This is a genomic window from Streptomyces sp. NPDC047974, from assembly GCF_040653375.1.
Taxonomy (GTDB): Bacteria; Actinomycetota; Actinomycetes; order Streptomycetales; family Streptomycetaceae; genus Streptomyces.
This window is the reverse complement of record NZ_JBEZNU010000014.1, coordinates 81,489-101,281: the sequence shown is the minus strand read 5'-3', so window position 1 is coordinate 101,281 and position 19,793 is coordinate 81,489. Positions and strand designations below refer to the sequence as shown.

Annotated in this window: 15 protein-coding genes and 1 riboswitch; of the genes, 8 read left to right on the top strand and 7 right to left on the bottom strand. The window is 72.3% G+C overall.

The window, feature by feature from the left end; all coding sequences use genetic code 11:
* Positions 1–32 precede the first annotated feature (32 nt).
* Entirely contained in the window at positions 33–290 is a 258-nt protein-coding gene (locus AB0E19_RS20995) for a DUF3263 domain-containing protein (RefSeq protein ID WP_169087864.1), read from the top strand.
* A gap of 135 nt (positions 291–425) precedes the next feature.
* Positions 426–1,268, top strand: a complete 843-nt coding sequence (gene otsB / locus AB0E19_RS20990) for a trehalose-phosphatase (RefSeq protein WP_362182155.1) — start codon at positions 426–428, stop codon at positions 1,266–1,268.
* 39 nt (positions 1,269–1,307) lie between these two features.
* On the opposite strand, the gene AB0E19_RS20985 is transcribed toward otsB, so the two are convergent.
* Both AB0E19_RS20985 and AB0E19_RS20980 read right to left on the bottom strand, forming a co-directional pair.
* The gene (locus AB0E19_RS20985; RefSeq protein WP_362182152.1) at positions 1,308–3,614 is read right to left on the bottom strand and encodes an immune inhibitor A domain-containing protein; all 2,307 of its coding nucleotides are present in this window, start codon (positions 3,612–3,614) and stop codon (positions 1,308–1,310) included.
* Between the two features lie 497 nt (positions 3,615–4,111).
* Entirely contained in the window at positions 4,112–4,996 is an 885-nt protein-coding gene (locus AB0E19_RS20980) for an NAD(P)-binding domain-containing protein (protein WP_362182149.1), read from the bottom strand.
* A 96-nt stretch (positions 4,997–5,092) separates the two neighbouring features.
* Between AB0E19_RS20980 and AB0E19_RS20975 the strand changes: the two genes are divergently transcribed.
* Positions 5,093–5,443: a helix-turn-helix domain-containing protein gene (locus AB0E19_RS20975; RefSeq protein WP_362182146.1), complete on the top strand. Its 351-nt coding sequence runs from the start codon at positions 5,093–5,095 to the stop codon at positions 5,441–5,443.
* A gap of 3 nt (positions 5,444–5,446) precedes the next feature.
* Here AB0E19_RS20975 and AB0E19_RS20970 read toward each other — a convergent pair whose 3' ends face one another.
* The 4 genes from AB0E19_RS20970 to AB0E19_RS20955 form a co-directional block, all read right to left on the bottom strand.
* A complete protein-coding gene (locus AB0E19_RS20970) occupies positions 5,447–6,988 on the bottom strand; it encodes a protein kinase (protein ID WP_362182143.1) in 1,542 nt (513 codons plus the stop codon).
* A gap of 172 nt (positions 6,989–7,160) precedes the next feature.
* The gene (locus tag AB0E19_RS20965) at positions 7,161–8,609 is read right to left on the bottom strand and encodes a trehalose-6-phosphate synthase (protein WP_362182139.1); all 1,449 of its coding nucleotides are present in this window, start codon (positions 8,607–8,609) and stop codon (positions 7,161–7,163) included.
* A gap of 100 nt (positions 8,610–8,709) precedes the next feature.
* A complete protein-coding gene (locus AB0E19_RS20960; RefSeq protein ID WP_362182136.1) occupies positions 8,710–10,542 on the bottom strand; it encodes a hypothetical protein in 1,833 nt (610 codons plus the stop codon).
* Between the two features lie 38 nt (positions 10,543–10,580).
* The gene (locus AB0E19_RS20955) at positions 10,581–11,522 is read right to left on the bottom strand and encodes a glucosyl-3-phosphoglycerate synthase (protein WP_362182449.1); all 942 of its coding nucleotides are present in this window, start codon (positions 11,520–11,522) and stop codon (positions 10,581–10,583) included.
* 121 nt (positions 11,523–11,643) lie between these two features.
* Positions 11,644–11,786, top strand: a riboswitch (SAM riboswitch).
* A gap of 17 nt (positions 11,787–11,803) precedes the next feature.
* Here AB0E19_RS20955 and thrC point away from each other — a divergent pair.
* From thrC to groL, 4 genes are all read left to right on the top strand, one after another.
* On the top strand, positions 11,804–13,114 hold the full coding sequence (gene thrC, locus AB0E19_RS20950) for a threonine synthase (protein ID WP_362182133.1): 1,311 nt from the start codon (positions 11,804–11,806) through the stop codon (positions 13,112–13,114).
* 32 nt (positions 13,115–13,146) lie between these two features.
* On the top strand, positions 13,147–13,425 hold the full coding sequence (locus tag AB0E19_RS20945; protein WP_043226131.1) for a MoaD/ThiS family protein: 279 nt from the start codon (positions 13,147–13,149) through the stop codon (positions 13,423–13,425).
* Between the two features lie 414 nt (positions 13,426–13,839).
* Entirely contained in the window at positions 13,840–14,043 is a 204-nt protein-coding gene (locus tag AB0E19_RS20940; RefSeq protein ID WP_362182128.1) for a cold-shock protein, read from the top strand.
* A gap of 324 nt (positions 14,044–14,367) precedes the next feature.
* On the top strand, positions 14,368–15,990 hold the full coding sequence (gene groL / locus AB0E19_RS20935) for a chaperonin GroEL (protein WP_043226129.1): 1,623 nt from the start codon (positions 14,368–14,370) through the stop codon (positions 15,988–15,990).
* Positions 15,991–16,082: 92 nt separating this feature from the next.
* On the opposite strand, the gene AB0E19_RS20930 is transcribed toward groL, so the two are convergent.
* Positions 16,083–16,415, bottom strand: a complete 333-nt coding sequence (locus AB0E19_RS20930; RefSeq protein ID WP_362182123.1) for a deoxyxylulose-5-phosphate synthase — start codon at positions 16,413–16,415, stop codon at positions 16,083–16,085.
* 201 nt (positions 16,416–16,616) lie between these two features.
* Here AB0E19_RS20930 and AB0E19_RS20925 point away from each other — a divergent pair, with 201 nt between their 5' ends.
* Complete coding sequence (locus tag AB0E19_RS20925) at positions 16,617–19,730, top strand: FG-GAP-like repeat-containing protein (protein ID WP_362182120.1); 3,114 nt, start codon at positions 16,617–16,619, stop codon at positions 19,728–19,730.
* Positions 19,731–19,793 lie beyond the last annotated feature (63 nt).

The following is a 19,793-nucleotide window of genomic DNA, read 5'->3' as shown; positions in this document are numbered from 1 at the left end:
CGTCGGTCGTCCGCCGTATATAGGTTGGTCCTATGACCGAAGAGCACGTGCCCGACACCGATCCCGCCGAGCTGGGGGAGCGGGAGCGGGCCGTGCTCGCCGTCGAGCGGCGGTCCTGGCCCGGGCCCGGCGCCAAGGAGCGGGCGGTGCGTGAGGGGCTCGGCCTCTCGCCGACCCGCTACTACCAGCTCCTCAACGCCCTCCTCGACGACCCGCGCGCCCTCGCCCACGACCCGGTCACGGTCAACCGGCTGCGCCGGGTCCGGGAGGAGAAGCAGCGGCGGCGCTGAGGCGTCGGCGGTGGGGCGTCGGCGCCGAGGCGGCGGGGGTGAACCTCCGGCGGTGGGGCGGCGGGGGTAAACCCGTCCGGGGAGGTGAGTCCGGCCACGCTGACGCCGGGCGGAGGCGTCGGTAGGGTCGGCCGTATGGTCAGCAGCCTTCCGCACCCGGCCACACCCTCCGGCCGCGACGGCCTGGACGCGCTCCTCGCGCGTCCCTCCGAGGCCGTCGTCGCCCTCGACTTCGACGGGACGCTCGCCGAGATCGTCCCCGACCCCGAGCGGGCCCGCGCCCACCCCGGCACCGTCCCCGCCCTCGCCGCCCTCGCCCCGCACCTGGCCGCCGTCGTCATCGTCACCGGCCGCCCGGCGGGCGTCGCCGTCCGCCACGGCGGCCTCGCCGGAGTGCCGGGCCTGGAGCACCTCACCGTCCTCGGCCACTACGGCGCCGAACGCTGGGACGCCGCCACCGGCACCGTCACGGCCGCCGCCCCGCACCCCGGCGTCGCCACCGTCCGCGCCGAGCTCCCCGGCTTCCTCGACCGGCACGGCGCCTGGCTGGGCGTCTGGATCGAGGAGAAGGGCCGCGCGGTCGCCGTCCACACCCGCCGCGCCCGGGACCCCGAAGGCGCCTTCGCGGCGCTGAAGGGCCCGCTCGGCGGGCTGGCCGCCGCGCACGGCCTGGTCCTGGAGCCGGGCCGGCTCGTCCTGGAGCTGCGGCCCCCCGGCATGGACAAGGGCGTGGCGCTCGCGGAGTTCGTACGCGAGAAGGGCGCGGGTTCCGTCCTGTACGCGGGCGACGACCTGGGCGACCTGCCGGCCTTCGCCGCCGTGGAGAAGCTCCGCGGCGACGGCCTGCCGGGCCTTCTCGTCTGCTCCGGTTCCACCGAGGTCCCGGAGCTCGCCGACCGCGCGGACCTGTCCGTCGACGGCCCGTCGGGCGTCGTCGCGTTCCTCGGGGAACTGGCGAGGGCGGTGCGGCGGGACTGAGCGTCCCGCCGCACCGCCCCCGGGGGACGTGCGGGTCGGTCAGTGCGCGGCCGGGTTGGCCACGGTGATCGTCAGGTCGTCGCCGGCGTCGCCGGTGACGGTGACCTTCACACCGTGTCCGGCGACCTTGACGCTGGCCTGCGGCGCCGAGGTGTCGTAGTAGGCGTTCGGGTCGGTGTCGTCGAAGACCGGGATGCCCGGGACCGACGGCGCGCAGGCGGCGAGGGTCTCGACGGTCTGCTGCTTGCCCTTGCCGGCCAGGACCTCGGTGTGGAGGCAGGTGGCGTCGGTGGCCTCCAGGCCGAAGGTGGCGTCGAAGGGCTGGCGGCGGTTGCTGGGCGCGGCGCCGTTGGCGTACCTGAACGGCGTCGGGCGGGCGTCGACGGCCATGGCGGAGCCGCCGCCGGGGTGGTTGCTGACGTTGTTGTCGTCGAAGGACCGGTCGACGTACCAGACGAGCATGCCGTTCTGGTAGCGGAAGTACTCGACCCAGTCGGGGGCGGTCAGCGGCTTGCTGAACTGGTACGGGCCCTCGGCGAGGAGCGCGTCGGCGCCGACGTACTCGCGGTTCTCCACCAGGTAGTACTGCGCGTAGGTGGCGGACTCGGTGCCGGTGGAGACCTTCCAGCGGCCCTGTGCGGTCCAGCCGTTCGCGCCCTGCTCGACGTCGTCCGTCACCAGGGCCGTACCGCCGCTGGACAGGCTGATGTCGTCCAGGAAGGCGCCGGCGAGGTGCACGCCGCCGTCGGTCTGGTAGCGGAAGCGGAAGAGCGAGGGCTGCCCGGCGGCGTCGTAGGAGAACCGCAGGGTCGTCCACTTGCCGGCCGAGGAGCCGTCGACGGCCTCGCCGGCGCGGGCCCAGGTGGCGCCGCCGTCGAGGGAGTACTCGGCGAAGAGGTAGTCGAAGTCCGCCTCGATCTCGTACCAGGCGCTCGCCTTCACGGTGACGCGCGGGGCGGCCGGGACGGAGCGGGTGAGGGCCTGGTTGAGGCCGTCCGCCGAGCCGGTCCACCAGGCGTGCGCGCCGGAGGACGGGGTGGCGTAGGTGGTGGAGGCGGCCTTGTCGGGAAGCGCGACGCGGACGGCCTGCGCCTTGCCCGCCTCCTGGAGGGCGGCCGGGCTCAGCGTGTAGGCGCCGTCGGAGCCGAGCGGCGCGTCGACGTGGTCGAGCCAGCCGAGGAAGAGCTTCTCCTCGGCGCCCATCAGACCCGGGTGGGTGCCGATGCCGGCGTTCGCGGCGTCGCCGTGGCCGAGCCAGGAGCCGGAGCTCATCAGGGTCCAGAAGGCGGTGGAGTTCTCGCCGCCGTCGGTGTCGTAGTAGTCCGGCAGTCCGAGGTCGTGGCCGAACTCGTGGCAGAAGACGCCGAGTCCGCCGTTCTCGCCCTCGGTGGTGTAGTCGCCGAGCCAGTACTTGGACTGCCCGATGCGGGCGCCGCCGGCCTTGTTCTGCGTACCGGCGACGTCGGGCCCGGTGAGCCCGTAGTCGTCGCCGTTGACGTACCACCGGTGGGACCAGATGGCGTCCTCGCCCTGGGCGCCGCCGCCGGCGTCCTCGCCCATGCCGGCGTGGACGGCCTGGAAGTGGTCGATGTAGCCGTCGGCCTCGTCGAAGTTCCCGTCGTGGTCCCAGTCGTTGCGGTCCCAGACGTCGAACTGGGCGAGGTACGCGTCGATCTCGGCGGGCGTCTTGCCGGCCGCGAGCTGCGCGTCCCACCAGGCGTTGCCGGTGTCCTGGATGAACGCCCACGAACCGCCTTTGTCCTCCACGGAGTTGTCTCCGTAGGTGGAGGCGTTGCCGGGGACCCTGACCCAGTCCTCGACGACGTTGGAGACGGAGTAAGCGCCGTTCGACAGCTTCTCGTAGTACGTCTTCATCGACTCGCCCGGGCCGTTGAAGAGGTTCTCGTAGTAGGCCTTGTCGAAGTCGGCCGTCCAGGCGTTGGAGTTGTCCGTCGCCCGGTCCGGCCGGGCTATCTGGTTGTGCAGCGGCCCGGGGGTGGTGCCGAGCTTCCCGGACCCCTGGTCGCCGAACTCGGAGAGGATCGTGAGGATCTTCTCCTGCCGTACGGCGGTGGTGGTCTCGGTCTCGGCGAACTTCCCCGGCGCGACCTCGACGACGCCCCGGGCGTTCGCCTTGGCCTTGCCCTTGGCGACCAGGTCGATCGCCTTCTCGCGCAGCTCGGTGCGCTGCTTGGTGAGCGGTCCGGGCCGGTTGTCGGCCCGCTGGGCCTTCGCGCCGGCCTGCACCGTGTCCCGGGCCTCCTGCGCGGCGGCGGGGGTGAGCCCCGCGGCGAGGAGTGCGGTGAGCGCCGACCCGAGGGTCATGCCCACGACAATCTTCTTCACGTTTCTTGCGATCCTTCCGCTTGCCTCTGGGGGAAAACGGATCGCCTGGGGGAACGATCGCCGCGAGTGTGCCACGGGACACCCCTCCCCGAGGAGGGGTCGTCACCGATTAACGGAACCGAAATACCGGAGGGACGTCGCGTCACGGCCTCTTGCCGCCGTCGCCCCGGGCCGCTTCGACCTCAGCCCAAGACAAGCGACCACGGAGGCGGGAGAGCCGACCGGTCGTCCGACACGTGGCCCCCGGCAACCCCCCGGACTCCTGCCGACGGCGGTATCCGCACACGGACGACTGCCGCGCGTACGTGGCCTCCGGCCGTCGCGTGCGATGTGTCGGGATCCGACTGGCGCCCGGTGAGGGCTGCATCGCTCCCACCGAGTACCTCCCCCACGGCGGCTCGACCGAGGGGCGGCGTGGGCCGTCCGCCATGGCCTTCCGGCTCGGGGACTGGGAACGCAGCGTGCTGCCGTCGCTCGTCCGACCCCGGGGATCCGGGTCACCGCAGGAGCAGGTCCACCGTGCCCGTCAGGTCCTCCTCGCCGGTGCTGGTGGCGAGGAGGCGGCGCATCAGGGCGAACTGCGGCTGGATCAGTTCCGCGCTGACGCCCTGCTCCTCGGCGGTGGCGAGCAGGGTCTTCGTGCCGGCCACCTGCATCGCCAGGTTGGAGACCACGTCCGTGGTGAGGTCGCCGCTCACCAGCTGGCGGGCGGTCTGCTCGACCGACGGGTCGACCATCGCCTGGATCCAGTTCACGAGCAGCGGGGCGAACGCGACCGGGTCGATGTTCTCCCGCCGGATCAGGGCGAAGGCGTGCGTGACCCCGGCGAACATCCCGTACATGGCGCTGAGCAGGGCCACGTCGTGCAGGGCCGCGAAGCCCGCGTCCTCGCCGACGTAGGTGGTGCCGACCGGCACGGCCAGGGACTCGCGGTGGAGCTCGAACAGCTCCCGCGAGCCGCTGTAGAAGACGTAGCCGCCGGCCTCCGGGATCCCGATCATCGGCGGGACGGCCATGATGCCGCCGTCCAGGTAGCGCGCGCCGCGCTCCTCGGCCCACGCGGCGCGGGCCCGGGCCTCGGCGGGAGTCGTGGTGGTGAGGTTGACCAGGTCCTTGCCGGTCAGGTCGATGCCGTCGAGGGCGGCCGCCACCGAGGCGTCGTCGAGGAGGCAGACGATGACGAGGGTGCTCGCCGCCACCGCCTCGGCCGCGCCGTCCGCGACCTTCGCGCCCTCGGCCACCAGGGGTTCGGCCCGGGCGGCGGTGCGGTTCCAGACGGTGAGCGGGTGGCCGGCGGCGAGCCAGGTGCGGGCGAGGGCGGTGCCCATGGCGCCGAGGCCGAGGAGGGTGACGGGGGTTTCGGCGGATGCGTTCGCTGTCATGCCCTCAAGGCTGCGGCAGGGCTCTGACCTGCTCAAGTACCCACTTCGGAGTGGGTGGTTACCCTGAGGTGAGCGAGCAGGTCAGGAGGATGCGGCATGACGACGGTGAATCGGCCTGTGGACGACGACGGGCATGTGTGCGGGATCGACACCACCATGGAGGTGATCGGCGGGAAGTGGAAGGTGCTGATCCTCTGGGCGCTCCGCGAGGGGCCCGAGCGGCGGTTCGGGGAGCTGCGGCGGATGGTGCCGGGGATCACCGAGAAGGTGCTCTCCTCCCACCTGCGGGAGATGGAGGCGGACGGGATCGTGCGCCGCGTCTCGTACGACGAGGTGCCGCCGCGGGTCGAGTACGGGCTCACCAAGGACGGTCTCCGGCTGAACGACGCGCTGGAGCCGCTCGCCGCGTGGGGGCGGGAGCGGCGGGAGGGCACCTCCGCACGCTGAGCGTCAGCCGCCCAGTTCCACGGCCAGGGCGTCCGCCTCGCTCCTGGTGAAGCCGCCGGAGATCTGGATCTCGTTGCCGGGGATGGGCGCGGAGACCGAGGGGGCGCTGATCAGGCGGTCGCCCAGGAGGATCGCGATCTGGTTCCTCGGGGCCTCGCGCTTCGAGGCCAGTTCGGTGAGGGCCGTGAAGCGTGTGCCGTCGGCGTCCTGGAAGGTCACGTCGACCATGGGGCTGCCCGTCGACGGGTCCAGGACGGACTCCGCCTTGCGGAGTTGTTTCACGCTCATGCGTTCCGCGTCCCGGGTCGAGACGCGGAAGCACGTCTTCGTCTTCTCGTCGTAGAACGTCGGCGGCGCCATCGCGTCCGTGCACTCCCCGGCCGCCGTCTCCTCCACCAGGGCCAGCCGCAGGTCCTGGCGTACGGGGGAGAGTCCGGGGTCGTCGGGAAGCAGGGCGTAGACGGTGGCGGCGGCGCCGGCGGCCAGCGCGACGGCGAGCGTGGTCGTGACCGGGGTGAGGCGGCGGGCGCGGGCGGGCGCGGGGCGGGGGAGGCGGCGGGTGCGGTTCGGGGCGGGCCGGGGGGCCCGCGCGGTGCCGGCGTCGGTGGCGTACCGGCGGCCCGCCGCGCCGGCCTCCTGGGTGCGGCGGACCCGGTGGCGTTCGATGGCGCGGGACCAGTCGTCGGGCAGCCAGTCGGCGGCGCCGTGCGCCTGCGGCCGGGCGGCGAGGACCGGTTCGACGAGGTCGAGCAGGGCGCCGGGGGCCGGACGGTCGGCGGGGGCGACGGCGAGGCAGGGGAGGACGAGCCCGGCCGCGTCGGCCGGCAGTCCGCGCAGGTCGAGGTCGGCCTCGGCGGCCCGGACCAGCTGTTCCATCGCCGTGCCGTGGCCCATGCCCCGGTAGGGGCTGCGCCCGGTGAGCAGGAAGAAGAAGGTGGCGCCGAGCGAGAAGACGTCGGACGCGGGGGTGGTCGGCTCGCCGCGCGCCTGCTCGGGGGCGGCGAAGGGGATGGTGCCCAGGGCGTTGCCGGTACGGGTGAGGTCGGCGGCCTGCGAGATGCCGAAGTCGATCACCCGGGGGCCCTCCTCGGGCAGCAGGATGTTCGACGGCTTCACGTCCCGGTGGACGAGCCCGGCGGCGTGGATGTCGGTGAGCGCCTCGGCCGTGCCGGCGGCGATCCACGCCAGTGACTCCGGCGGCAACGGGCCCTGGCCCGCGACGAGTTCGTGCAGCGACGGGGCCGGGATGTACTCGGTGGCCATCCAGGGGACCTCGGCGTCGGCGTCCGCGCCGACGATCCCGGCGGTGAAGGGGCCGTGCACCCGCTGGGCGAGCGCCGCCTCGCGGGCGAAGCGGCGCCGGTCCTCGGGGGCGATGGTCCCGCCGTCGGCGGCGCCGAGCAGGGTCTTCACGGCCACCGTCCGCCCGCCGGGCGACCGGGCCACGTACACCCGGCCCATCCCGCCGCCGGCCAGTTCGGTGAGGACGGTGTACGGGCCGATCCGGTCGCCCGGCCGCACCCCGCCCGCTCGCTGCTCCGCCACCGCGCCTCCCCCTTCGTGCGGATCCGCCTCGTGGTGATCCCGCCTCGCCCCGGGAGCAGGCTAGGGGGAGGGGGTGCGCCGGGTCCACAACGGCCGGGAGGCGGAAGGGAGTTGGAAGGGAGTTGGAAGGGAGAGGGAAGGGGGTTGGGAGGGAGCGGGAAGGGGGTCGGATTCAGTCCGAGGTGGTCCGCAGGGCCTCCAGCTGGTCGAGGAACCAGCGCTGCGGGGGGAGGGCGGTGGCGGCCTCGGCGAGGCGCCCGGTGCGCGCGGCGCGCTCCTCGGCCGGCATGGTGAGGGCCGCGTGGAGCGCGTCGGCGGTGGCGGAGACGTCGAAGGGGTCGACGGTGAGGGCGTCGTTCCCCAGCTCGCGGTGGGCGCCGGCGCCGGTCGACAGGACCAGGGCGCAGCCCGCGTCCGAGACCACGGGTATCTCCTTCGCCACCAGGTTCATGCCGTCCCGGACCGGGTTGACCAGGGCCACGTCGGCGAGCCGGTACGCGGCGAGGGAGCGGGTGAAGTCGTCCTCGACGGAGACCAGGACCGGCTGCCAGCCGTCCGTGCCGAACTCGGCGTTGATCTCCTCGGCGAGGGCGACGACGGACGCCGTGTAGGCGCGGTACGACTCCAGGTCCTGCCGGGAGGGGTAGGCGGAGGCCAGGTGGACGACCCTGTCGTGCCACTCGGGGTGCTCGGTCAGCAGCTCCCGGTAGGCCATCAGGCCGCGCAGGATGTTCTTCGACAGTTCGGTGCGGTCGACGCGGACGATGGTCTTCCGGTCCCCGATCTCCTCGCGGAGCCTGGCCAGGCGTTCGTCGACCTGGGGGCGGTGGGCGAGGGCCCGCAGCTCGTCGCCGTCGACGCCGAGCGCGTACACCCGGACGCGGGTCCGGCCCTTCCCGGTGCCGTACCGGCGCCACTCCACGCCGTACCAGGGGTCGCCGCTCGGCCACACGCCCTGGGCGTAGCCGGTCCCGTCCTCGCGCTGCTGGAAGCAGCCGATGAAGGAGGACGCCCATCCCCAGGTGTGGAAACCGAGCTCGTCCGCGCCGAGCATGCCCCACAGCAGCTCCTCGACGATGTCGTCCGGCACCATCCGCAGGTACTCCGGCGACACCCACGGCGTGTGCGTGAAGTGACCGATCCTGAGGTCGGGGCGGAGCTCGCGCAGCATCCCGGGGACGAGCGCCAGGTGGTAGTCCTGCACCAGGACCGCCGCGCCCTCGGCCGCCTCGGCGGCCAGCGCCTCGGCGAAGGCGCGGTTGTAGGCGCGGTAGGAGTCCCAGCGGCGGCGGAAGGCGGCGTCGAAGACGGGCTCGCGGGGGATGTCGTACAGGTGGTGGTGGAGGAACCACAGCACCGAGTTCGCGATGCCGTTGTAGGCGTCGGCGTACACCTCCGGGTCGATGTCCAGCATCCGCACCCCGGGCTCGGCGACGCCGCGCCGGACGGCCTCGCGGTCGCCGTCGCCGAGCGCCGCGCACACCCACAGGCCGTCCTGGGAGTCCACGGCGCTCAGGCCGGAGACGAGGCCGCCGCCGCCCCTGCGGGAGGAGAGCGTGCCGTCGTCACCGAGCGTGTACGAGACGGGGCCTCGGTTGGATGCCACGAGTACGGAAGCCATGTGGCGAACCTAGCCCGTCCCGTAAACGCTCAAACGTACGTATACAAGACGGGCTGATCCGGCCACGCTGCGTCGCCGCAGGTCAGCCGCGTCGGCCGCGTCAGCCGCGCCGGCCTCGCAAGGCCGCCTTCGCCACCAGGCCCGTGCCGGCGAGCACCACGGCCAGTGCGCCGAGCAGCCACAGCCGCTCGCCGTGGGCACCGGTCTCGGCCATGGAGCCGCCGCCGTGCGGGGGGCCGGGAGCCGGGGGCGGGGCGAGCGCGGTGGGGGTGGTCACGGAGGGCGAGGGGGACGGGGCGGTCGGGCCGGTGGTGGGCTCCGTCGGCCCGTCCGTCGGGCCGGTGGGCCCGGACGCCGACGGTTCCGGTGTCGACGGGGACGGGCTCGGGTCCGGCTTCTCCAGCTCCGCGGTCACCGCGCACGCCGGGTCCTCGCCGCCCTCGCCGCCCTCGCCGCAGTGGGAGCGCGGGGAGCTCACCACGACCGCGTTGCGGAGCTTTCCGTCGCCCGTCGCCGGGTCCTTCACCTTCACCGAGTACGTGACGGTGGCCGTCTTCCCGGCCGGGAGGTCGCCGGTCCAGCCGATCCTCGGCTTCCCGTACGCGACCTCGCCCAGGTCCGCCCTCGCGTCGCCCGCGTAGTCGGCGTCGTCGAGGGTCCCGGTGAGGTCGTCGGCGAAGGAGGCGTCCGGGTGGTCGAGCCCGCTGACGTTCTTCGCGGTGATCGTGTACGTGAGGGTGTCCCCGGGCTTCACCGTGCGCGGGTGCGCGGTCCTGGTGACCTCCAGGTCCGGCACGGGCACGGAGAAGGCGAGGCCGGAGGGCACGTAGGTGTCGCCGTCGGTGGAGAAGGCCAGCTCGGCGGAGGTCGCGCCGACCGGGACCGCGCCGTCGGGGACGTCGAACTCCTTCGCGTCGACGGACAGGTTGTCGACGAGGTCCGGGGAGACCGCGCCGTCGCCGTCTCCGACGAAGAAGTCGCCGGTGTCGCCGGTGTCGCCGGTGTGCGCCTCGGTGACGTTCTTCCCGTCGACGAGGAACCTGTCGCCGGGGGTGTTCCCGTCGCCCTCGTACGCCGTCACGCTCGCCCGCGCCCTCCCCGGGGAGCGGTGGAAGCCGTCCACCGTGATCGTCGTCGCCGGGGAGGTCGAGCGCTGGAGGACGTGCCCGCCGTAGACGTGGACGGAGCGCCGCTCCGGCGCCTTCGCCGGGTCGGGGCCGGGGAAGCGGTACACGACGGTGAGGGACCAGCCGGCGACGCAGCCCTTGCCGTCCGGCGCCCAGACGCCGCTCACGCCGACCGCCACCGGCGCGTCCGTCCCCGAGACGCCCGCGAAGGCGGCGGTCACGTCGGACTCGCCCGTGTAGTAGTGCGGACCGCCGGTGCCGGCCGGGTCGACGACCATGCTGTCGATCGAGACGGGCGCCGCCGCCTTCGCCCCGACCGAGAGCAGCGGGGCCGTGGTCGCCGGGTCCCCGGGGGAGGGCGCCACATCGGCGCCGGAGAGGTCGCAGCGCTTCAGCCGCGCCCCGCTCGGGCCCCGGTGCGTGCCGTCGTTGCCGCCCCAGAAGAGGCGGGCGTACGCCACCTCGGCGCCCTCGGGGAGCCGGACCCGGCCGGTGCTGGAGCCGTACGCGTCACCGGTGCCGGCGGTGTCGAGGCGCCGCATCACGAAGGCGTCGTCGTCGTCCGCGCCCTCGCCCCTCGTGGCGGTCGCGCAGCGGGCCGCCAGGTCGGCGGGGGTCTGCGGACAGCCCATGACGGTGTTGCCGATGGTGGTGAAGTCCCCGTACAGGGACTCCTGGTACCGCTCGCCGAAGGGCTCGACGACGTCGGCGGCGGCGGGCCCGGCCGTCGTCAGCGAGAGCGCGCCCGCGGCGAGGGAGCCCGCCGCGAGCACGCGGAGGAGCGGGCGCGATGATCTGAAGTACATAAAAGGGCAATGTAGGCAAAACACATCATCTGCGGATGTTACGCCACGCGGCGCTGCGCGTACTCCGCGATCTCGACCATCGGCGGGCGCTCCTCCGTGTCCACCGCGTACGTGCGCGGCTCGAAGCCGTGCTCGCCCCGCTCGAACTGGGTGAGCACGGGGCGTACGAGATGGCCCCGGGAGAGCCGCAGCTGCGCCGTGCGGTAGATCGCCGCCGCCATCCGGCCCAGCGCCTGCCCGTCCTGGTGCCGGTGCTTGCGGACCCCGACGTCCACCTGCGCGAGGGCGTCCAGGCCCACCGTGTGCAGCGCGTCGACGAGGAGGCCCAGCTCCACTCCGTAACCGACGGGGAAGGGGAGCCGTTCGAGCAGCGAGCGCCGGGCCGCGTACTCGCCGCCCAGCGGCTGCACGAAGCCGGCGAGGCGCGGCCAGTGCAGGTTGAGCAGCGGGCGCGCCACCAGTTCCGTCACGCGGCCGCCCTGACCAGGGGTGTCACCGAACGGGCGGTCGTACATGGCCTTGACGAGATCGACGTCCTGGTCGGTGAGGAGCGGGCCCACGATCCCCGTGACGAAGTCCGCCGAGAAGTCCCGCAGGTCCGCGTCGACGAAGCACACGACGTCCCCGCCGGTCACCATGAGTGAGCGCCACAGGACCTCGCCCTTGCCCGGGACCGCCGGTATGCGGGGCAGGATGTCGTCGCGGGCGACGACCCGCGCGCCGGCCGCCGCCGCGACCTCGGCGGTGCGGTCGGTGGAGCCCGAGTCGATCACCACCAGCTCGTCGACGAGCGGCACCGCCTCGGTCATCAGCTCGCGCCGGATCACGCTGACGATGTCCCCGACCGTCGCCTCCTCGTTCAGCGCGGGCAGCACCACGCTGACCGTCGTCCCCCGCTTGGCGGCGAGCACCCGCTCCAGGGGGCGGTCGGACACGGACCAGGACCGCCGGGTCAGCCAGCGCTCCACTTCTTCCAGCAACGTGATCTCCATCTCGCGGATCGGACGACCGTCTCCACCTTCGAAGCCTTCGGTTACAGTCTTGAACAACGCGGAGGCCCGATGCATGTCGGGGTCCCGCCCGCGTCTCACAATCGAATACCGCTCATCCAGAGGGGCAGAGGGATACGGCCCGTTGAAGCCCCGGCAACCCTCCAGTCGGTTTGTCTTGCACCAGCGAGGCCCCCGGCTAGGGAAGGTGCCAAATCCGTCTCATGGCGAAATGCGTCATGAGGAAGATGAGGAGAAAGGGCCTCCCCTCCATGGCTGTACAGACCTCCGCACCCGCTGCCGCCGCCGCTGACACCACCGGCACCACCGTCGATCTCGGTCCCGCGTCCGGGCTTTCCTGTCGCGAATGCGGCGAGATCTTCGCCCTCGGCCCGATCTTCGCCTGCGAGCTCTGCTTCGGCCCCCTCGAAGTCGCCTACGAACTGCCCCTCGGCGACCCGGAGGAGCTGCGGAAGCGGATCGAGGCCGGCCCCGCGAACATCTGGCGGTACGCGCCCCTGCTGCCCGTCCCGGCCGACGTCGCCGAGAAGCCGAACCTGAACCCCGGCTGGACCCCGCTCGTCAAGGCCGACAACCTCGCCCGCGAGCTCGGCGTCGCCCCCGGCAAGCTCTTCGTCAAGGACGACTCCGGCAACCCGACCCACTCCTTCAAGGACCGGGTCGTCGCCCAAGCCATCGAGGCCGCCCGCGCCTTCGGCTTCACCACCCTCTCCTGCTCCTCCACCGGCAACCTCGCCGGCGCCGTCGGTGCCGCCGCCGCCCGCGCCGGCTTCCGCTCCTGCGTCTTCATCCCGCACGACCTGGAGCAGGGCAAGGTCGTCATGGCCGGCGTGTACGGCGGTGACCTCGTCGCCATCGAGGGCAACTACGACGACGTCAACCGCTTCTGCTCGGAACTCATCGGCGACCCGCTCGGCGAGGGCTGGGGCTTCGTGAACGTCAACCTCCGCCCGTACTACGGCGAGGGCTCGAAGACGCTGGCGTACGAGATCTGCGAGCAGCTCGGCTGGGTCATCCCCGACCAGCTGGTCATCCCGATCGCCTCCGGCTCCCAGCTCACCAAGATCGACAAGGGGCTCCAGGAGCTCATCAAGCTGGGCCTCGTCGAGGACAAGCCGTACAAGATCTTCGGCGCCCAGGCCGAGGGCTGCTCCCCGGTGTCGGCGGCCTTCAAGGCCGGCCACGACGTCGTGCGGCCCCAGAAGCCCAACACCATCGCCAAGTCCCTGGCGATCGGCAACCCGGCCGACGGCCCGTACGTCCTCGACATCGCCCGCCGCACCGGCGGCGCGGTGGAGGACGTGAACGACGAGCAGGTCGTGGACGCGATCAAGCTGCTCGCCCGGACCGAGGGCATCTTCGCCGAGACGGCCGGCGGCGTGACCGTCGGCGTGGCGCGCAAGCTCGTCGGGGCCGGCGTCATCGACCCGAACCTCACCACCGTCGTCCTCAACACCGGTGACGGGCTCAAGACCCTGGACGCCGTTGCCGACAGTTCTCAGGCGACCGCCACCATCCGCCCGAGCCTGGACGCGTTCCGCGACGCGGGCCTGGCCCACTGACACCCGCCGACACCCGTACGGAGAGCATCGACATGGCCGTGAACGTCCGCATCCCCACCATCCTCCGCACCTACACCGGCGGCCAGGCCGAGGTCCCCGCCGAGGGGGGCACCCTCGCCGAGGTCATCGCCGACCTGGAGAAGAACCACACGGGCATCGCCGCCCGCGTCCTGGACGACCAGGGCAAGCTGCGCCGCTTCGTGAACGTCTACGTGAACGACGACGACGTCCGCTTCGAGCAGGGCCTGGAGACCGCCACGCCGGACGGCGCGGGCGTCTCGATCATCCCGGCCGTCGCCGGCGGCTGCTGATCCTTACCTGTTGGTAGCTTTCGCTACAGAATTGCCCCTTCCGCGCGAGAAAGCGGAGGGGGCAATTCTGCATGGTTGAGCGCGATAGAGTTGGGGAAGCCCCCTCCGCCGCTCATGCCAGGCGCATATGAGAGCGGCCGCGGACCTGACGAGAACGGGCCAAGAAGCGGCCGAAAAGCATAGGCACTCTGCCCCTTATGCCGCTTTCGCCCGGCCCGAGTTGCCCGGCAATTCATGGATTTCTCCCCGATTCCCCTTTCCGCGCCTTCCAGAATTCCCAGTGGATTGCCCTGTTGCAGAGGGCAGTTGGACAGATACATTCAGCCGCGGTCGACGCGTTCCGGCGCAGGTTCTGACCCGGGTCCGTGAAGTGCGGATCCGCGCAAGGGCCAGTAAGTAATAGGGGAGTTAGGCATGGCTCAGGGCACCGTCAAGTGGTTCAACGCGGAGAAGGGCTACGGCTTCATCGCGGTCGACGGTGGTGCGGATGTTTTCGTCCACTACAGCGCCATCCAGATGGATGGGTACCGCGCCCTCGAAGAGGGTCAGCGAGTCGAGTTCGAGATCTCGCAGGGTCAGAAGGGTCCGCAGGCGGACATGGTCAAGGTGACCGCCTGAGGCACGGAGCGATCGGCCACCGACGTCTCGTCGTCGAGGGGCCCACAGCCTGAGGGCTGTGGGCCCCTCGCGCGTTCCCGGACGCCTCGCGCGCGCGGATGGCGTGGAGGTGCCCGATCCACGAGAGTCGCTTGCACTCGCATGGGTCGAGTGCTAATCATTGGCGTTAGCACTCGGAAGGTGAGAGTGCTACGAGGACTGGGCACGACGAGGCCGCCGACCCGGGTGGGGCAAGGAACCACACGGTGCGCGGAGGCCGTCCGTCGCGGGCGTCGGCGCGGTCCTGGAGCGTTATCCACCCCATGTCCGGGAGGACCACTTCACATGGCCAAGATCATCGCGTTCGACGAGGAGGCCCGGCGCGGTCTCGAGCGCGGCATGAACCAGCTCGCTGACGCCGTCAAGGTCACCCTCGGCCCCAAGGGCCGCAACGTCGTCCTCGAGAAGAAGTGGGGCGCCCCCACGATCACCAACGATGGTGTCTCCATCGCCAAGGAGATCGAGCTCGAGGACCCGTACGAGAAGATCGGCGCCGAGCTGGTCAAGGAAGTCGCCAAGAAGACGGACGACGTCGCCGGCGACGGTACGACCACCGCCACCGTCCTCGCCCAGGCGCTCGTCCGCGAGGGCCTCCGCAACGTCGCCGCCGGTGCCAACCCGATGGCCCTCAAGCGCGGCATCGAGAAGGCCGTCGAGGCCGTCTCCGGCGCCCTGCTCGACCAGGCGAAGGAGGTCGAGACGAAGGAGCAGATCGCCTCCACCGCCTCCATCTCCGCCGCCGACACCCAGATCGGCGAGCTCATCGCCGAGGCGATGGACAAGGTCGGCAAGGAAGGCGTCATCACGGTCGAGGAGTCCCAGACCTTCGGTCTGGAGCTGGAGCTCACCGAGGGCATGCGCTTCGACAAGGGCTACATCTCGGCGTACTTCGCGACCGACATGGAGCGCATGGAGGCTTCCCTGGAGGACCCCTACCTCCTCATCGTCAACTCCAAGATCTCCTCGGTGAAGGACCTCCTCCCGCTCCTGGAGAAGGTCATGCAGTCGGGCAAGCCGCTGCTGATCATCGCCGAGGACGTCGAGGGCGAGGCCCTGTCGACCCTGGTCGTCAACAAGATCCGCGGCACCTTCCGCTCCGTCGCGGTCAAGGCCCCGGGCTTCGGCGACCGCCGCAAGGCCATGCTCCAGGACATCGCCATCCTCACCGGCGGCACGGTCATCTCCGAGGAGGTCGGCCTCAAGCTGGAGTCGGCCGGTCTCGACCTCCTGGGCCGCGCCCGCAAGGTCGTCATCACCAAGGACGAGACCACCATCGTCGACGGTGCCGGTGACAGCGAGCAGGTCGCGGGCCGCGTGAACCAGATCCGCGCCGAGATCGAGAACAGCGACTCCGACTACGACCGCGAGAAGCTCCAGGAGCGCCTCGCGAAGCTCGCCGGCGGCGTGGCGGTCATCAAGGCCGGTGCCGCGACCGAGGTCGAGCTCAAGGAGCGCAAGCACCGCATCGAGGACGCCGTGCGCAACGCCAAGGCGGCCGTCGAGGAGGGCATCGTCGCCGGCGGCGGCGTGGCCCTGCTCCAGGCCTCCAGCGTCTTCGAGAAGCTGGAGCTGGACGGCGACGAGGCCACCGGTGCCGCGATCGTCAAGCTCGCCCTGGAGGCCCCGATCAAGCAGATCGCGGTCAACGCGGGTCTTGAGGGCGGCGTCGTGGTCGAGAAGGTGCGCAACCTGACCCCGGGCCACGGCCTCAACGCCGCGACCGGCGAGTACGTCGACCTGGTCGCCGAGGGCATCATCGACCCGGCGAAGGTGACGCGCTCCGCGCTGCAGAACGCCGCGTCGATCGCCGCGCTCTTCCTCACCACCGAGGCCGTCATCGCCGACAAGCCGGAGAAGGCCGCGGCCCCGGCCGGCGGCGGCATGCCGGGCGGTGACATGGACTTCTGATCCTGACGGATCGGCAGTTCATCGCTGAACGCGAACCGAGGGCGGCACTCCCCGAGAGGGGGGTGCCGCCCTCGGCGCGTTCCGCGCGCGTCTCAGACCACCGGCCGGACGAGCGCCTCGGCGAGCGGCTCCCCGGTCCGGCGCGCGTACGCCACCCGCGCCTTCACCTCGGAGAGCGTCCGGGGCCGGTAGCCGGGCCCGCACCCCTGACAGCAGCTGGTCCGGAACCGCACGCCCGCGTGCAGCAGCACGGACAGCACCCGCCACCCCTCGGCGTCCCGCCGCCGCGGCGGCCGGAACGCGGTCCCGACCCCGGTCATCGGCTCCCCGCACCGCGGACAGCGGTGCGCGGGCCCGTGCTCGTGCCCCTGCTTGTACGAGGCGCGGCACGGCAGGCAGACGTACGAACTCCTCCGGATCCCCATGGAGGCAGGGTAGGGGTGGGGGGAAGTCCCTGGCATGTCGGTTTCGACCGGTTGTACGATCACCTCAGCCGGCAGGTGGGGGGCATCGGGCCGGCGCCCGCGCGTACCGCCGTGGCCGTCCGTCCGTCTGCCATGCCGCCGTTCCCGCGCGCCCCTCAGCGACCTGTCGTCATCGACGCTTTCGTACGAGGGGGACCCCTTTTGTCCGTTCGAAGAACGGTCGCGCTCGCGCTGAGCGCGGCCCTGGCCGTCACCGGCCTCAGCGTCGCGGCCCCGGCCGCGGTGGCGGCCGACACCGCGCCGTACGAGGTGATCCTCCCCCCGTCGACCAAGCCGGACAGCCTGCCGCCCTACACGGTCGAGGCCGTCGGCGACGGCGCACTCGTGGCCAGGGGTTCGGAGAAGCGCTGGATGAGCATGGAAGCCGGGCCCGTGAGGTTGGTGCCGGAGTGCTCGTCCGCGGACGAGTCCTACGCGTACGGCAACCGGTACGTCTGCCCCGACCCGGAGAGCGGCCGTGCCACCGTCCACGACTTCTTGGCCGCGAAACGGGTCGACGTGGTGAACGCGGCCGCCGGACGGACGTGGCTGCCGCTCGTCGCCGGCAAGCAGCTGGTCCGCGTCCAGCCCGACAGCGACGGAGTCACCCTCTCCTTCCACGGGTTCGGGACGGGGGCGCCCGCCGACCGGCAGGTGCGCCTGCCGGGCGCCACCGAGGAGCCGTCCGTCCTCACCCAGGACGACACGGGCGCGGTCCTCGGCTACGCCACCGGGGACACCCGCACCGTCGTCCTGCTCGACTTCGCCTCCGGCGCCGTCACCCCGCTGACCCAGGCGCCCTTCGCGGTCGCCTCCGCCTCGCTCGACAAGGACCGGATCGCCCTCGGCGGCGGCGCGGGAACCGCGAAGGTCCTCGTCCTTTCGCGCACCGCACCGACGGCCCCGGGGCGCGAGGTCACGCTGCCGCAGCAGATCGCCGACGGCACCACGGCGCCCGCCCTCCTCGGCGACTGGATCGTCGGCAGGAGCCTCCTGGCCGACACGGAGGCCCTGCCCTCCGCCGCCGAGCTGTGGATCGTGCCGATCTCCGGCGGGGAGGCCCGCAGGCTCGGGGTGACCGTGCGTCAGGCCGACCCCCTCTTCCCCTGGTGGGGCAGGGTGTACGCCATCGGCAGGGAGGCGGACTCCGGCGGGTGGAACCTTCTGGAGATCGGCGCGTTCACCACGGGACCCCCGTGGGTGAACGCGAAGCTCGCACTCGGCGAGTCCCTTCCGGTGGAGAACCTGGCCCTGTCGTACGGGGAGCTCGTGTCGACGGTCAGCCGGACCGGCTCGGACCGCACCCTGCGGGCACACGACGTCGACTACCTGGCCAACTACGGCGGGGGCGCCGAGTGGGCCTGCGACGCCCTGGCCGTGAGCACCCACTGCCCGCAGGTCCGGTCGAGCGCGACCTCCCCGCGCTGGTGGGCGGACAACGGCGACAGGAACCTGGTCACCCTGCAGCAGGCCGACAAGCCGGGCTGTGTCGCCTGCGCCGTCGCGGTGAAGGTCTGGCCGTACCCGGTGCGGAACGAGTTCCGCGAGCCCCGCACCGTCGTGCTCCCGTACGCCACCGCGCTCAAGGCCAAGACGCTCGTCCGGGCCGAGGGCCGGTTCGTGCACTTCCACGCCACCTCCGGCACCACCCTGCGCTCCATCGTCGTGGACAGTGAGACCGGCGCCGTCCTGCGGGACTCCACCAACCTGAACCAGTCGCTCTGGGGCCGTCAGCTGTGGACCGGCTCCGCCACGAACGGCACGGTCTCGGCGGTCGACGTGGTGACCGGGGCGACCGTCGCCACCGCCGACCTCGGCACGAGCTGTGCCTTCACCGGCCTTGAGGTCGTCGGCAAGTGGATCATGCGGAGGTGCGCCTCCGCGCCGGGCTCCGTCGTCGTCCACGACCGTGAGACGAGGAAGTCGGTGTGGACCCGCATCCCGGCCGGCGCCAAGCCGCAGCTCGGCGACGGCTTCATCGCCTACACCGCCACCGGCGCCACCACGGGCCTGTACGTGGAGGACGTCCGGTCCGGTACGGCCGTGGAGCGTCACCTCGGCGACCTCGCGGCCGACCGCGACCGGTACGAGGGCCAGGGCTGGACGGTCGACCGTTACGGCAGCTCCCTCGCGTACGTCGACTCCTGGGAGTCGATCCGGGTCGTCGGCGTCGGCGGTACCGCCAGCCCCCTCACGGCCATCGACGCCGACGTCCCCGCCGCGGTCGACATCAGGAAGGGCGTCTGGAAGGTCCGCTGGTGGCTGTCGAAGGAGAAGGACGGTGCGACGCTGGTCCTGAGGGACAAGCCGACCGGGAAGCACGTGCGGACGCTGGGCGGCTACGGCTCGCCGGGCACGGTCCAGCTCGGCTGGGACGGGAAGGACTTCTCCGGCGCCTACGTGCCCAACGGCACGTACACCTGGACCCTCACCGTGAACCCGAAGGACGAGCAGGGCGGCGCTCTCGTCCGGACCGGCACCCTGAGGGTGACCGGCGCCAAGGCCGTCTGGCGTGACCTCGCCGGGGACGACGCCGCCGGTGACCTGCTGGCCGTCGACTCCCTCGGCGCCGTCTCGATGTACCGGGGCAACGGCACCGGCGGCCTGTCGGGGCGGATCGCCGGGACGGGGGCGAAGTTCCCCTCCGGGACGATCCTCATGCCCTTCGGGGACATGAACGGCGACCGCTGCAACGACGTGCTCGCGCGCGTCGGGAACGAGCTCCGGGCCTACCGCCCCGGCTGCGGCAAGATCGTCTCGGCCTCGTCGCCGTACACCCTGATCGGCGCCGGCTGGGCGCAGTTCGACCGGCTCACCGCGCCCGGTGACGTCAACGGCGACGGGCACCCCGACGTGATCGCCCGTCAGGCCTCCACCGGCAACATGTTCTTCTACGCCGGCACCTCCGCGGCCTACCTGAAGCCCCGCGTGGGCATCGGCACGGACTGGAGGCTGTACACGAACATCGTGGGCGTCGGGGACATGAACAACGACGGCCGGGCCGACCTGGTCGCGGTCGACCGCGCCGGCACCCTGTGGCGGTACGACGGCACGACGAGCGGCCGTCTGACGGCCCGTGTCCCGCTCGGCGGCGGCTGGGGCGTGTACTCCGCCATGGCGGGCATCGGCGACGTGAACGGGGACCGGCGGGGCGACCTGGTCGCCCGGAGCACCGACGGCAAGCTGTGGCGGTACTCCTCCGACGGCCGGGGCAAGTGGGGCGGTCGGGTGCTGATCGGCACCGGCGGCTGGAACACCTTCAAGAGCCTGTTCTAGGAGCCGGCGGGAAAGCGGGGGAGGCCCGGGGCGTCACGCCCCGGGCCTCCCCCCTTTTCCCTC

Coding starts and splice junctions, on each gene's coding strand:
- AB0E19_RS20975 (WP_362182146.1), top strand. CDS start 5,093: ATGACGACGGTGAATCGGCCTGTGGACGACGACGGGCATGTGTGCGGG.
- AB0E19_RS20965 (WP_362182139.1), bottom strand. CDS start 8,609: ATGGCTTCCGTACTCGTGGCATCCAACCGAGGCCCCGTCTCGTACACG.
- AB0E19_RS20940 (WP_362182128.1), top strand. CDS start 13,840: ATGGCTCAGGGCACCGTCAAGTGGTTCAACGCGGAGAAGGGCTACGGC.
- AB0E19_RS20960 (WP_362182136.1), bottom strand. CDS start 10,542: ATGTACTTCAGATCATCGCGCCCGCTCCTCCGCGTGCTCGCGGCGGGC.
- AB0E19_RS20995 (WP_169087864.1), top strand. CDS start 33: ATGACCGAAGAGCACGTGCCCGACACCGATCCCGCCGAGCTGGGGGAG.
- AB0E19_RS20945 (WP_043226131.1), top strand. CDS start 13,147: ATGGCCGTGAACGTCCGCATCCCCACCATCCTCCGCACCTACACCGGC.
- AB0E19_RS20930 (WP_362182123.1), bottom strand. CDS start 16,415: ATGGGGATCCGGAGGAGTTCGTACGTCTGCCTGCCGTGCCGCGCCTCG.
- thrC (WP_362182133.1), top strand. CDS start 11,804: ATGGCTGTACAGACCTCCGCACCCGCTGCCGCCGCCGCTGACACCACC.
- otsB (WP_362182155.1), top strand. CDS start 426: ATGGTCAGCAGCCTTCCGCACCCGGCCACACCCTCCGGCCGCGACGGC.
- AB0E19_RS20980 (WP_362182149.1), bottom strand. CDS start 4,996: ATGACAGCGAACGCATCCGCCGAAACCCCCGTCACCCTCCTCGGCCTC.
- groL (WP_043226129.1), top strand. CDS start 14,368: ATGGCCAAGATCATCGCGTTCGACGAGGAGGCCCGGCGCGGTCTCGAG.